Origin of the sequence: Paenibacillus rhizoplanae (assembly GCF_042684125.1) — a bacterium.
Taxonomy (GTDB): Bacteria; Bacillota; Bacilli; order Paenibacillales; family Paenibacillaceae; genus Paenibacillus_AQ; species Paenibacillus_AQ rhizoplanae.
Window position 1 is genome coordinate 195,362 of record NZ_JBHUKY010000019.1, and the last position, 12,490, is coordinate 207,851.

Sequence of the window (12,490 nt, forward strand, 5' to 3'; positions counted from 1 at the left end):
GAGGGCGCTCACATCACTCCTGAAATTTGACATGATCCAATACCGTATTTCCCCACTCAGGCAGCAAGCATGCCTCTCCCGCAAAGCGGCTTCCGGCTATGGAGCCGTCTTGAAACAGCGCCCCGTCAAAGCTACATTCCTCGAACCGGCAATACAACATTAAGGCACTGCGGAAATTGGCCCCATCAAAGCGGCAGCGGATGAAGGATACATCATTTGCTATCACTTTGCTTAAGTTGCAGCCGGTGAAATCACAATCATGGAACGCCTTGCTCATTCTGGCACCATTCAGCTTCGCTCCCCGGAAGGAACAGTGATTGAAGGTATGGGTCACGAATCTCTTGTCCAGTCTGACCTCGTCCAGGCAACAATTGGTAAATGTAGAGGTGTTCAAGCTTGCCGAATCCTCGAAGCGTGAATAAGAGAAATCAATATCCTGCAGAGTGAGGTACTGTATGCTCTCAGTCAGGGTAACTCCCCGGTAATCCTTGAGTCTTGCCTCCGTCTGCCCATAAGGGGAGGGCGGGAAGGAGCGGTCTTGTTGATGGAGATTATGTTTACCTGCAATAGCGGCCAGACGCCGGTTCACTTCAGAGAGCTGGTCGTCCTGCCATCTGGCCAAGAGGAATTTCTTATTCAAGGTAGCCCCTCCTTACATTAATTTGGTAAAATGAATGGAATCTAGTTTATATGTTAGTATGCCAAGTAACTATTAACAAGCCATTAAAGGAGGCCATCCACCCGTGGGAAGATCGTTTGCAAATCTGCATATCAAGTCAGGTGACCTGGAGAAGACCCTGCAAGCCTTACAGGAGCTGACCGGCAAGCATGGCAAAGTATTGGGTTATCCTGAGACGCCGGAGCGTAAGGCCGTTATCTATGTAAGCCAAAGTAATGAGGGCTGGATCAGCGTGCTTCACGATTATTTCGTGTGGGGTACGGTGAAAAAGGCTGGCAGAACGTTGTCCGCGCTGCTACAGGAGCCGGTGATGACCGTGGCATATATGAATGAGGAGATCTTCGAGCTGTCGTTCTTTGAGCAGGGGGAGATCCAGGCCGAACGAATCTTCTGTGAGCCTTGGACCCGGGAGGATTATGAACAGCTGCGGGAAGAGCGTATAGCAGACGAATATATCCAGCGGGTGCTCGGGATGCAAGCTGAGGAGGAGAACTTCGGCGGATTCATCAGCCTTACCAGCCCGGAGCAAGCGGTGGAGCGGCTGTCCGAAATTACTGGAATGTCTCTATGGAGCGATGCGGAATGGTTACCGTATGAAGAGACGCTCAGAGCACGCTTTGTTACCTATGAATGGTAGAAGAAGATGCTAAAAAACAGTGGATTCTACAAGCTGCGCTTCTTCATCACACCCGAGGAGCTTAAGAGAGTCGTAGAGCTTCTGGAGCCAACGCAAGTGCGGTACTATTTAACCAATTATACCCATACAGAGCATGATCAGAATCAGGTGGTGGAGGCGTATCGCGCCTTCTATCAATATTATACAGCTGCGGAAAAAGAGAGCGGGGTGCGCCCCTTCTTCATCTATTCGATGTCGGTTCTGCCGGACACAGAGAGCTTTGGTTTTTTTGCGAGAAATGAGGGGATTTCTATTCCCTATCACGGGCAATGGGCAGAGAACGAGCTGCCCTGTATCCTGATCTCCTGTCCTAAGGGGCACCGGGTCAATGCTCAGGATGAGCAAGGGGAGTATTATCTCTATGAGGATGTCCGGGAGCACAAGCCGCTGAGTTATGCCCTGTATAAGGAAATCACCGGCTCTATTCAAAAAATGACCAAGCCTCTCCGCTTCTCGGCGCAAGACCCGGAGGCGATGGAGGAACAGAAGCCCTCTGTACGCATAAGCCGTGCTGCGGCTGAAGATTTAAGCAACTCCTGGATGGTCAGACAATATGGACTCGTAATCCATGGGCAATCAGGGCCTGACTGATGTATTGGGTTATCCATGAAAGGGAGGGGAGCAGATGGCGCTGAAGTTGATCTGTACCTGGGGAGTGCTCGCTCTATCGTGCTGTGCGGTATGGTGGAGCTTCAAGACCGAAAAGCTGATCACCGTCTCCTGGCTGATGTTCCTGCTCCCTGCGATTCTCCAGCTTGTTGCTGCTGTGCGGATCGGGCCGGGCAAAGCCAAGTTATTTCTTGTATTCGGCTGTATTAATCTGCTGTTCGCGGTCCTGACCGGTGCGGCTGTCTGGTATCTGGTCCAGCTGGCAGATGCCTATAGAAGGGGAAAATAAATCAAGCGTGCTATAAGCGGGGGAGGGGGCTAATATGCAACTGGGTTTTACGCTGGATACCCATGGAACATGTGTGGGTGTACTCAGGGATGAATTGATTCCGTTAGAGGAACTGGCGAATACATGGGAATTTCCCTATGATATCTTTGTGGTGTTCCGGGTATTACCTGATAGCTATGGACGGAGAACGTTCAGACGCTTTGACAGCGGGGATCATACCCTCTATTTGGATATCAGCCTCAGTTATGAGCAGTACCAGCGTATGTCCAAGAATGAGCAGCGCGAGGCTCTGGGCATTCACCTGTACAGCTATCTGGCAGAATCCATTGCCAAATATACTAAGCATGCCGGTAAGATTGCCCAAGCGGAGCTGCTGAAACGGGTGAAATGCTGGATGCTGGCCAATAACTGGCTGGAAGGGAAAATTCATCAGGCACGCCTCCTCCTCTCCCGGGAGATGGGACTCCATGAGGTTAGCCGGACCTTGAAGCTGCCGCTGGGGGAGATTGAGTATATCCTGCTGCGCATGAATGATGATGCGCCAGCTGCTGTTCACCCTGACAATCTATAATCGACCCTTAGCAGGGAAAGGGGAGCAAATCTATGTATGAGCATCTGACCGAGAAATTGAGTAAGCCTTCCGCGATAAGGTGGTTTCGGGGGCATGGGGCCCAGGAGAGCTGGATTGCTGAAGCCGAGGCGGAATTAGGCTTCAAGCTGCCGCCGTCTTACCGCTGGTGGCTGATCCATTATGGGAATGGGGGACTTGGAGACGGGCATATTCTGACGCTTGTTGCTCCCGAGCATAGGGAGTATACCGACAGCGATCTGCTGTATATCCACAGGCTGAATCTGGCGGAGGATTGGTGGGTAGCCCGGTTTCCATATCGAATGGACCTGTTCGTGCCGGACAGCGATGAGCTGTATTACTTTGACACCTCTGCCCCGGATGAACAGGGGGAATTCCCGGTCATGCGTTATGACCTGATGAATGATCTGATTGAGGAATACGCCCCGACGTTTGCCGGATTCCTGGAACAGCTGATCGACGAGAGGAAGTAGCCATGAATGCGGCACAGAAGGAAGTGGAGCGGCTGGCGGCGGAGATTGCGGAGGCGGCGCGGAGGTCGTTCAGCGCGCTTTTTGCGAATGGGGAGCATTATTATTACTGCACTCTATATACAACGGGCGAGGGACATGCACCAAGCCTCTCTGCCTGGTCGCGGGAAGCGCTGGAGCAGGAAGCGGCCAGACAGGCAGAGGGCGGCAGCACACCGGCAGCAGAGATCGCTGAGCTGATTAAATGGTCTTATGCCGACTCGCCGTATTGCTGCTTCGGGGATGAGTATTTCGATGAGGTCAAGCGGTTATTCCTGGCGCGTCCGTCTATTGCCGAGCTTGAGGATGAGGCATGGAACGATGAGTTCACTATGAGGCTGGGGGCCATGGAGCTGGCAATGCGGATGCTGGAGGCTGAGGGTCTGTTCGCGCTCAATCAGCCCAGGGAGGACGTATGTGTGCTTGCCGAAGTGATGCCGCCGGATGAGGGGAATACGGATATTGCCCTGCGGCTGAACCGGGCAGAATCTCCGGCGATGCAGGCTTGGCTGGCGGAAGCCGCAGAATAAGGTTATTGATGAATAACTCACGCAGGAAACCGGGGGAATGACGAATGTATATCGTATCTGAGCCCAAGGGGCTGTCAGAGCATTACAGGCAGCAGCTTGAAGCAGAGGACGCAGGACTGTATCCGCCAGCCTATACCAAGTTCTTGCAGCAGTACGGCGAAGGAACGTATCGAGGCTGGATAAATGTGCAGGCTCCTGACCCGGAGGTGCTGCGGCCTTTTGCTGAATACGGGTTATGGGAGCATGATGAAGACAGTCCTATAACGGAGCAGCAGATCGGGGAGTGTACGGCTATCGGGACCACCGTGGATGGTGATTTCCTGGCGGTCCATCCCGGGGTGAACGGGCTGCTGTGGCTGCCCCGTCATGCGGAGCAGATTCAAGTGATCCCGCTGCCAGCCGGGGAAAAGGAAGAGGCTGTTGGCTATGCCCTGATCCTGGACGGCATCTACCGCAGGATGTATGGGCGGAGCCAGGAGGAGAGTGTCTATTATGAGCCATGGACGGGAACCCGCGAGCATCTTTTCCTGCGGATGCCGCCGGGAGAGGGCCAGCTGGCGCTCACGGAGCTGGCTGACCTGTACCGGGCGGAGTCTCCGCCGGATCTCTTCATTGAGAACCCTTACGTCTGCTACCTGTTCTACCGGAATCTGGGCGGCTATATCCGCCTGAATCTGGCGGGTGGGCAGGAGGTAGCCGTTTTCTATGAGCAGGCTGCCGGACAGGTATTCGCCAAGATGAAAGCGTGGCTTCTGTCGAAGGGATGCGAGCTGTATTCATGGGAGTGAAGAATAAGGAGGAGTGCGGATGATTGTCCTGAAGGAGAGGATGTCATAAGTGAATCATAACCATGAGACCTACGAGACCCTGGACGGGCTGGAGAACATGCGCTCCGAGCTAACCGGGTATTGTTACCGGATGATGGGCTCCATCTTCGAGGCGGAGGATGCGGTACAGGATACTATGATCCGGGCCTGGAAGCACCAGGAGCAGATGAGGCAGCAGGCCTCTCTCCGAGCCTGGATGTACCGGATTGCCACCAATGTCTGTCTTGACCGGCTGAGAAGCGCCAAGCGGCGGGCGCTGCCGATGGATCTCTCGGAACCGGCCGCTGTCGTTACGGAGCCTAGGGAGAGCCTGCCTCAGCATTCCTGGATCTGGCCCGCTCCGGGCCATGTGGATGACCCTGGCAATATCCTGATCAGCCGCGAGACCATTCGCCTGTCCTTCATTGCGCTGCTTCAGCTGCTGCCGCCCCGGCAGCGTGCCGTGCTGATTCTGCAGGAGGTGTTCCGGTGGTCGGCAGCTGAGACCGCCGGGGCACTGGAGATGACCGTGGCTGCGGTGAACAGCGCGATGCAGCGGGCACGGGCGGCCATGGCCAAGGCACAGCTCCGGTCCGGGGCCTTGCAGGTTGACGATGACGAAGTGGACGAAGGGCTGATTACCAGATACGTGGAGGCTTTTGAACAATACAATATTGATGCGTTGTTAGCCTTATTCCAGGAGAACGGCAGCCTGTCGATGCCGCCATTTACGATGTGGGTGCAAGGCGGCGCGGATCTCGCGGCCTTCTACCAGATCACACGCAGTCACTGTGTGGGCTCGCGGTTGCTGCCGGTCCGGGTGAACGGGAACCGGCCCGCCGTTGCCCAGTATGTTCCCTCTGGAGAAGACGGATTGCTGGTCCCGTGGGCGATTCATGTGCTTGAACTGAGCGGGGGGAAGATCGCGCATGTTCATCATTTTATAGATGCTGAATTATTTATTTGCTTCGGATTGCCGGAACACCGATGATTCTGCCGCGGCCGGAACGTCTATACTAATGAATCGCACAAGCGACACCATTCCGAATTCAAGGAGGAACAATCAATGACAATCAAACTTACTCCCTACATCACCCTGGAGGGGCGCACGCAGGAGGCTATTCAATTCTATGCACAGACTATAGGTGCTGAAGTCCTCTCTATCCTGACGTATGGTGATATGCCGGACCTCCCGGACACGTTCCCGGATGAGGTGCGGAGTCTGGTGGCCCATGCCAAGGTCCAGGTGGGCGGCACGGAGCTGATGTTCTCGGATACTCCCGGCGGTACGCCAGTTGAGAGCGGGAAGCGGGTAACGGTCTGCGTTACTACGGACAGCGTGGAGGAGTCACGGAGAATTTTTGATGCGCTGCAGGAGGGCGGGGAGGTTAATATGCCGTTTCGGGAGGAGCCGTTCAGCCCGGGCTTCGGCGATCTGACGGACAAGTTCGGAGTGACGTTCCAGATCTATACCGAGCTTGGCTAGAGTGGGCAAATAGCAGCGGAGAGGATCAGGCATGAATAAGACGAACGTTGAAGTTCCCATACGTTGTACAGGTGTTGCCGCAGTATTGCTGAAGAATACACCCTCTGGCCACCACGTCCTGTTACTGAAGCGGGCCGGTTCGGTACTCAGAGATGCCTGGTGCTACATCGGCGGGGGCATTGAAGCAGGGAAACAAGCGTGGGAAGCTACACTAAGAGAGGTTCGGGAAGAGAGCCGATTGGTTACGGTTGGCACACCATAAGAGGGCTTGAGAAGGGCTGCATGCGATGAGCGTGCAGCTTTCTTTTGCTTTTGGGAGCGAAATGTAAGCGGAAAACCGAACGCATTATGCTGGTGCGAAGGCATGTGTGCCGCGTGTATGCGGAAAACCGAATACAATATGCTGTCGCGAAGGCAAGTGGGCCAAATGTATGCGGAAAACCGAACATAATCGGCTGACGCAAGGCAGTTGGGCCAAATGTATGCGAAAAACTGAACCCAATGACCTTGCGCCAAGGCCAAGGGCCGGATGTGCCCATGTGCGGTCGTGAATGGTAGCGTAAATCGTCAGCTGGGCGGGTCCGTTTTTTATCTTTTGCGCAGAATGGCCAGTCCATGCAAACTATACCCGAGCAGACTCTTGTCCTCACAGGTCCGCAGATGAAGCTGAAGCCAGCGTTCAAAATCTTCTTGCTGTGCCTCATTGATTTGCTTAGCAAACAAATAACCGACCCCGTCTGTTCCAATATGGGCCACGATCTCTGTGTGATAGGCAGCTGCCATGTGTTCCAATTCAGAGGGAGACATATGTAGGAATAGACCATCCTTCGTCTGGTTGGTATGCCAGGTAAGTACATCTTCCATGTTCCTGAGTCTATCACTTATGCTTAATACCGAAACGGCGGCATTGTTAATATAGGAGACCGCGAGTAATCCGCCCGGCTTCAGTACGCGCAGGCATTCGGTCATGGCAAGCTGCCGGTCTTCATTGCCGATATGATAAAAGGCTCCCATGTTCAAAACAACATCAAAAATTCCGCTGTCAAAACGTGATAAATCCGTGATGCTTCCTGTATACATATCAGCTAATACCGGGCGTATGCGCTGCTTCTCTCTGATGATATCTACATTATGAGGAACAATATCTCCGGCAACGACCTTATGCCCCAATTCTGCAAGCTGAAAGGAGTAATTCCCCGTTCCTGCGCAGCCGTCAAGAATGTAGGCTTCCGGCTTAAACAGCTTTTTGAAGTAAGACATCGTTGTGATCCATTCGATCTGATGCCCGTTATCCCTGAACAGCCTTCCCTCCTCATCATAGGAATCATAGTAATCGATTATTGCATCCATCTTATTGCCCTCCTTGTAGTATGGCCGGGCTCATCTTGAAATGCTGCCCTCCCCCTACCTTAGCGGATCAGGGGAAGGCAGGCTATGACCAGGATTACTTGAAGATCCGCTGCGAGAACTGGTACAGTCCGCTGCTCCAGACCTTGCCTTCATGTCCGCCTACATCCAGATACCACAGATGCGGAACGTTCATGCTGGTCAGGCTGTTATGGAAATTCTGGCTGACATAGAGCAGGCCGTCCGAAGCGCCGCAGGAGATCCAGAGCAGCTTCAGCTGGCTGGCCGTCTGCGCCGGATTGGTGATCAGCTGTGAAGCCGACTTCGTATTCGGAGCAGAGGAGAACGCGCCGATCCAGGAGAACTTGTCCAGATGCTTCAGGCCGAAGTTCAGGGTCTGTCCGCCGCCCATGGATAAGCCGGCCAGGGCACGGTTTTGCTTGTTTTTGTATACCGGGAAGTGAGAGTCAACGTAAGGAATGAGGTCATTAATCAGATCGAATTCAAACCGCTCGAAGGCGGCTACCTTGTCCGGTGCATAAATATCGCCGACCGGGCGGTCATCCGCCATAGCGCGTCCGTTCGGGAACACGACAATCATCGGCGCGAGCTTGTTCTGGGAGTACAGGTTGTCCAGAATGTTCCGCGGATTCATCCCGTTCAGCCATTCGTTCTGATCCCCGCCGATGCCGTGAAGCAGGTAGAGAACGTTGTAGGTCTTGGAAGGGGTATAGCCCGGAGGGGTGTACACCATCGCGTTTCTCGATTTGCCTACGGTAGTCGAATAATAAGAAATCTGCTGTACGTTGCCGTGCGGAATATTATTGCGGTATCCGTCATAGCCTTGCGGAGCGGGAGTGATGGTACTGGTTACAGCCGCAGCAGCATCCGCAGACAGGCTCAGATCCTGCTCCTCTGTCACAGGTGATGCATAAGACATTGCAGGCAACAGCAGGACTGTCGCCAGAGCCAGACTTGCAATTCGGGTCATTATTTTCTTCATTTCACATGTCCTCCTTCATTCGATTGGTGAACCCTATTCGCCTTCCCTTTACAGAAACGGAGTCGCCTCCTCCTCTCCCGACATAATATGTAAGCGCATCCACATCGAGGATACCATATATAGGATATTATGTAAATTGTTTTCGGAGATTTTTCAAAATATAAGAATGGGACGGTAAAGCCGTTTCCAATTGCATATGGAAAGCAGCGGGTCATACCGGAAGCAGCGCGGTCACAGATGTGAGGGCCATTTCGGCGCTTTAATCTAGACCGGAGAGCGGTTTAGAACAGTATAATTGTGTCCCTGGAGAGTGGGTTTGCCACCCTCCTTTCTTTTTGGCCCGGGATTATAGTAGGGAATGACTCTATGTATCCTGCTGGAAATTGAAAGCGGTTGCCTGGAGCCAAAATTGATCTGGAGGAGGTATTTATGCTTACTCACAAAGTAATGAGATTGCTGCTGGTGCTTGCTGTCGCATTCACAGGGTTCATCCCGCAGACCGCCGGTGCGGCTGAACCGGAACCGGAACCGGTGCCGCAGGTGGCCGCCGCTGGCCCGGCAACCATCCAGAATTACCCGATGCCGTCTATCTATACTCCGTCTGCTGTCTATTCGTTAAAGGTGAACAATGAGGCGGTCCCCGTCGTCAAGTATTTGCCTGATTATGACTATGCCGAGTTCTCCTTTGAAGGAACCATTAGTCTTGAGGTTACGGCAGACAAGCCGATCACCTCCTATTCGATCAGTCCGCTGGCCAAGAACATCACAGGAACGGTCAACGGCAACAAGCTGACCTTCACCCTGTCGGCCTCAACCTATGTGATCGTGGATATTAATGCACCTGCGAACGAAGACCCGAATGAGAAGGACCCGGACAAGCGCCGCAAAAGACTCGTGATCGCCGCCGATCCGCTGGAGACAGACATCCCCGCGTCCTCCGGCCCGGGAATCTACAATGTGACCGCTGCACCGTACAACGCAGACAAGACGGGGGCAACGATCACCTCAGGCGCCATCCAGCAGGCGATTGATGCTGCCAATCAGGCCGGAGGCGGCACTGTGTATATTCCGGCGGGTGTGTACAAGAGCAGCAACCTGACCCTGAAAAGCAATGTTACCTTTTACCTGGCCGGGGGTGCAGTCATTGTCGGCACAGGCCGGGGCGAGGACTACCGGAATGACTTCCGCAAGGATTCGATCTCGGATGGAACCTACTTTATCCGCACCGCGACCAATTCCGTGAATATCACCATGCGGGGACGCGGAACCATCGATGGTAAAGGGATAGAAATGCGCAAACGCAAGATGACCAATCCGCCTGCAACCCATAAGCAGGGAGAGGGATTCATCAATAACCTGGTGGTGCCGATGGCGACCAGCAACTTCAAGTTTGACGGGTTAACCCTGCGGGATGGCGGCTTTTGGGCGTTCCTGGTGGTCCGCTCCGATAACGTGACCATCACCAATTATAAGGGATACCAGGATTTATTTACGCTTGAGGATGATGCCATCGACATTAATGAGAGCCAGAACGTGCTGGTGAAGCATGCGCTTGCCATCTCGGATGACGATACCTTCTCCACCAAGACCTGGCCGCAGAAAGGAATGTCCAAGGACTGGCCGGGAGCCATCGAGCATCTGGAGAATGTGGTCTTCGAGGACTGCTTCGCCTGGACGCGCTGCGCCGCCTTCAAGCTGGGCATGGGCATATGCACGCCCCAGATTGGCGTAACCATCCGCAATTCGTATGTCTATCAGAGCGCGCGGGCGCTGCTGGTGGATCATGCTTACACAGAGAATCCGCTCCCGGTCGAGGGCTGGGCCCAGGATGTGACCTTCGAGAATATTGATATTGAACGGGTGGGCATCAACCAGTTCGGGAATTACTGGCTGCGGGTCTCCACCAGTACATCCGGCGATGTAAGCAATGTCATTCTCCGGAACATCAATGTGCGCGATACGGGAGGAGATTCCCCTATTCAGGGCAACCCTACCAGAGGCGGGATGGTGAACGGGGTAACTTTTGCAGACGTAGTGGTCAAAGGAAAGCTGGCGAAGAATCTCAGTGACCTGAAGGTGAGCATCAAGAATGAGAATGTAAGCGGGGTGGTCTTCGCAAATACGGATCAGGCCTGGTTCAGCGATTACTTCACATCCGGGCTGACCACGGATTGGACCATGGCTTCAGGAGGGGCCAGCTGGGCGGTAACCGAGCAAACAGGGAACCGGGTGCTGTCCACCAGCCAGACAACGACGGCGCTGATCACCGCCAAGGCCGGTGCATCCTGGACGGATTACACGTATGAAGCCAGAGCCAGACTACCTCTCATTAATGGAAGCGAGAACGCAGGTATTGTCTTCCGGGTACAGGATCAGAACAACTTCTATATGTACCGGATCGATGCCAGCACAAGCCAGCTGCAGCTCTATAAGGTTGTGGCTGGAACGTTGACGCAGGTCTCGAATACTTCGTTTGTGCCTGTCAAGAACCAATGGTATACGCTTAAGGCGACGGTTCAGGGCAATACCATCAAAGGGTATGTGGATGGTGTGCTGAAGACGACATGGACCAATCCGGTCAATGAATTAACCTCGGGCGGAGTCGGCTTCCGCACCACTTCGGCCGGGATCTGGTATGACGATGCTAAGGTGACTGCCATTCACAATCCGCCCGCTGATATCACTCTCAGCTCAACCCAGGTGCCGGAGCTGACTACTCCAGGCGGTGTAGTGGGCACCTTCACGACAGCCCATCCGGATGCGGGCCAGACCTTTACTTATGCGCTGGTTCCCGGGCAGGGAGACGCCGATAACAGCAGCTTCTCCATTGCCCCGCAGGGAGACAGGCTGATCCTCCGCACCACGCCGGATTATGAAGCGAAGAGCAGCTATAGCATCCGGGTGAAGAGCATTGACGCCAATGGCCTGTCTCTGGAAAAAAGCTTCACGATTCAGGTTACCGATGTGGATGAGACCCCGATTGATGCCAATCCTAATTCGGTCCGGTTCACGGATAACTTTGAGGATGGCAATCTGGCGGGCTGGACGGCTGCCAGCGGGACCTGGAGCGTAACCACTGACGGCAGTACGAAAGCCTTGATCCAGACGACGGGGAATACGACGGGACTTATTACAGCTGGGAGCGTGTGGCAGGATATTGCTTTTGAAGCCAAAGTGAAGGTTCCCATCGCGAATGCCAATGCCGGTATTCTCTTCCGGGTGCAGGACGCCAATAACTATTACATGTACCGGATCAACGTCAACGACAAGAAGCTGGAGCTGTTCAAGGCGGTTAACGGAACTCTGACCCCCGTGTCTAGTATGCTTTTTGCCGATGCGGCTGCGGGCCAGTGGTATACCCTGAAGGCGGTCATCAAAGGGAATAGAATTCTAGGCTTTGTGGACGGCCAGTTAAAGCTCGAATGGACGAACCCGCAAACGGAATTAACTGCAGGGAAGATCGGCTTCCGGACAACCTCCCAGAATGCGGTGTTCGATAATGCCCGCGTTACAGGGATACACAAGGTGACGGCCAATGCGCTTAAGACGGTAACCCAAGATGTGTATGAAGCGGTTACGCCTGAAGGCAACCGGCTCAGCCTTAGCCCGGGCAGCCCGCTTGCAGGAGAGACACTTACTCTGACGGCAGAAGGCCATAACCAGAGCCTGGCACCTGTTGCCCCCGGAGATGAACGTTATTATCCGGAAGCCTGGAGCTCCACAGAGGATGGTATGGCAGGCGTCTTCACCGTAACGGATGAGGTCTATCAGGCTACCTATCTTCCTTCTGCCCCAGGTGATTACAAGATAACGGTTATCTACCGCAAGCAGGTATGGGACGGCACAGCCTGGGCCGATACGGAGCTGACGGATTCCCTGATTGTGGACATTAAGGTCATCCAGAAACCGGCAGACGTGAAGGATGACACCACGACTGAGCTTGACCAGCAGGTCCTCGGTTAACACA

Annotated in this window: 14 protein-coding genes; 11 read left to right on the forward strand and 3 right to left on the reverse strand. The window is 54.0% G+C overall.

Annotated elements, in window-relative coordinates:
- Nucleotides 1-13 precede the first annotated feature (13 nt).
- Complete coding sequence (locus ACFSX3_RS08600) at nucleotides 14-640, reverse strand: pentapeptide repeat-containing protein (RefSeq protein WP_209987016.1); 627 nt, start codon at nucleotides 638-640, stop codon at nucleotides 14-16.
- Nucleotides 641-743: 103 nt separating this feature from the next.
- On the opposite strand from ACFSX3_RS08600, the gene ACFSX3_RS08605 reads away from it, so the two are divergent.
- The 10 genes from ACFSX3_RS08605 to ACFSX3_RS08650 all read left to right on the forward strand — a co-directional run bounded on the left by ACFSX3_RS08605 (nucleotide 744) and on the right by ACFSX3_RS08650 (nucleotide 6,435).
- Nucleotides 744-1,316: a hypothetical protein gene (locus tag ACFSX3_RS08605; RefSeq protein WP_209987013.1), complete on the forward strand. Its 573-nt coding sequence runs from the start codon at nucleotides 744-746 to the stop codon at nucleotides 1,314-1,316.
- Nucleotides 1,317-1,322: 6 nt separating this feature from the next.
- Nucleotides 1,323-1,946 (forward strand): hypothetical protein, encoded by a 624-nt coding sequence (locus ACFSX3_RS08610; RefSeq protein WP_209987011.1) that lies wholly within the window; start codon nucleotides 1,323-1,325, stop codon nucleotides 1,944-1,946.
- Nucleotides 1,947-1,980: 34 nt separating this feature from the next.
- On the forward strand, nucleotides 1,981-2,253 hold the full coding sequence (locus tag ACFSX3_RS08615; RefSeq protein ID WP_209987008.1) for a hypothetical protein: 273 nt from the start codon (nucleotides 1,981-1,983) through the stop codon (nucleotides 2,251-2,253).
- 34 nt (nucleotides 2,254-2,287) lie between these two features.
- The gene (locus ACFSX3_RS08620) at nucleotides 2,288-2,824 is read left to right on the forward strand and encodes a hypothetical protein (RefSeq protein WP_209987005.1); all 537 of its coding nucleotides are present in this window, start codon (nucleotides 2,288-2,290) and stop codon (nucleotides 2,822-2,824) included.
- 32 nt (nucleotides 2,825-2,856) lie between these two features.
- Nucleotides 2,857-3,315, forward strand: a complete 459-nt coding sequence (locus tag ACFSX3_RS08625; protein ID WP_209987002.1) for an SMI1/KNR4 family protein — start codon at nucleotides 2,857-2,859, stop codon at nucleotides 3,313-3,315.
- Nucleotides 3,316-3,317: 2 nt separating this feature from the next.
- Entirely contained in the window at nucleotides 3,318-3,881 is a 564-nt protein-coding gene (locus ACFSX3_RS08630; protein WP_209986997.1) for a DUF4303 domain-containing protein, read from the forward strand.
- A 44-nt stretch (nucleotides 3,882-3,925) separates the two neighbouring features.
- Entirely contained in the window at nucleotides 3,926-4,669 is a 744-nt protein-coding gene (locus tag ACFSX3_RS08635; protein WP_209986994.1) for a hypothetical protein, read from the forward strand.
- A 49-nt stretch (nucleotides 4,670-4,718) separates the two neighbouring features.
- Nucleotides 4,719-5,678, forward strand: coding sequence for a sigma-70 family RNA polymerase sigma factor (locus ACFSX3_RS08640; RefSeq protein ID WP_379254390.1), 960 nt, complete (start codon nucleotides 4,719-4,721; stop codon nucleotides 5,676-5,678).
- Between the two features lie 75 nt (nucleotides 5,679-5,753).
- The gene (locus tag ACFSX3_RS08645; protein ID WP_209986992.1) at nucleotides 5,754-6,173 is read left to right on the forward strand and encodes a VOC family protein; all 420 of its coding nucleotides are present in this window, start codon (nucleotides 5,754-5,756) and stop codon (nucleotides 6,171-6,173) included.
- A gap of 31 nt (nucleotides 6,174-6,204) precedes the next feature.
- Nucleotides 6,205-6,435, forward strand: coding sequence for an NUDIX domain-containing protein (locus ACFSX3_RS08650; RefSeq protein WP_209986989.1), 231 nt, complete (start codon nucleotides 6,205-6,207; stop codon nucleotides 6,433-6,435).
- 326 nt (nucleotides 6,436-6,761) lie between these two features.
- On the opposite strand, the gene ACFSX3_RS08655 is transcribed toward ACFSX3_RS08650, so the two are convergent.
- Nucleotides 6,762-7,523: a class I SAM-dependent methyltransferase gene (locus ACFSX3_RS08655; RefSeq protein WP_209986986.1), complete on the reverse strand. Its 762-nt coding sequence runs from the start codon at nucleotides 7,521-7,523 to the stop codon at nucleotides 6,762-6,764.
- A 94-nt stretch (nucleotides 7,524-7,617) separates the two neighbouring features.
- On the reverse strand, nucleotides 7,618-8,523 hold the full coding sequence (locus tag ACFSX3_RS08660) for an alpha/beta hydrolase (RefSeq protein WP_209986983.1): 906 nt from the start codon (nucleotides 8,521-8,523) through the stop codon (nucleotides 7,618-7,620).
- Nucleotides 8,524-8,952: 429 nt separating this feature from the next.
- On the opposite strand from ACFSX3_RS08660, the gene ACFSX3_RS08665 reads away from it, so the two are divergent.
- Nucleotides 8,953-12,486, forward strand: a complete 3,534-nt coding sequence (locus ACFSX3_RS08665; protein ID WP_209986980.1) for a family 16 glycoside hydrolase — start codon at nucleotides 8,953-8,955, stop codon at nucleotides 12,484-12,486.
- The last annotated feature ends 4 nt before the right edge of the window (nucleotides 12,487-12,490 follow it).

Bases quoted from the DNA above. Each gene is read 5' to 3' on its own strand.
- ACFSX3_RS08610 (WP_209987011.1), top strand. From the start codon at position 1,323: ATGCTAAAAAACAGTGGATTCTACAAGCTGCGCTTCTTCATCACACCC.
- ACFSX3_RS08615 (WP_209987008.1), top strand. From the start codon at position 1,981: ATGGCGCTGAAGTTGATCTGTACCTGGGGAGTGCTCGCTCTATCGTGC.
- ACFSX3_RS08620 (WP_209987005.1), top strand. From the start codon at position 2,288: ATGCAACTGGGTTTTACGCTGGATACCCATGGAACATGTGTGGGTGTA.
- ACFSX3_RS08625 (WP_209987002.1), top strand. From the start codon at position 2,857: ATGTATGAGCATCTGACCGAGAAATTGAGTAAGCCTTCCGCGATAAGG.
- ACFSX3_RS08630 (WP_209986997.1), top strand. From the start codon at position 3,318: ATGAATGCGGCACAGAAGGAAGTGGAGCGGCTGGCGGCGGAGATTGCG.
- ACFSX3_RS08635 (WP_209986994.1), top strand. From the start codon at position 3,926: ATGTATATCGTATCTGAGCCCAAGGGGCTGTCAGAGCATTACAGGCAG.
- ACFSX3_RS08645 (WP_209986992.1), top strand. From the start codon at position 5,754: ATGACAATCAAACTTACTCCCTACATCACCCTGGAGGGGCGCACGCAG.
- ACFSX3_RS08650 (WP_209986989.1), top strand. From the start codon at position 6,205: ATGAATAAGACGAACGTTGAAGTTCCCATACGTTGTACAGGTGTTGCC.
- ACFSX3_RS08655 (WP_209986986.1), bottom strand. From the start codon at position 7,523: ATGGATGCAATAATCGATTACTATGATTCCTATGATGAGGAGGGAAGG.
- ACFSX3_RS08660 (WP_209986983.1), bottom strand. From the start codon at position 8,523: ATGAAGAAAATAATGACCCGAATTGCAAGTCTGGCTCTGGCGACAGTC.
- ACFSX3_RS08665 (WP_209986980.1), top strand. From the start codon at position 8,953: ATGCTTACTCACAAAGTAATGAGATTGCTGCTGGTGCTTGCTGTCGCA.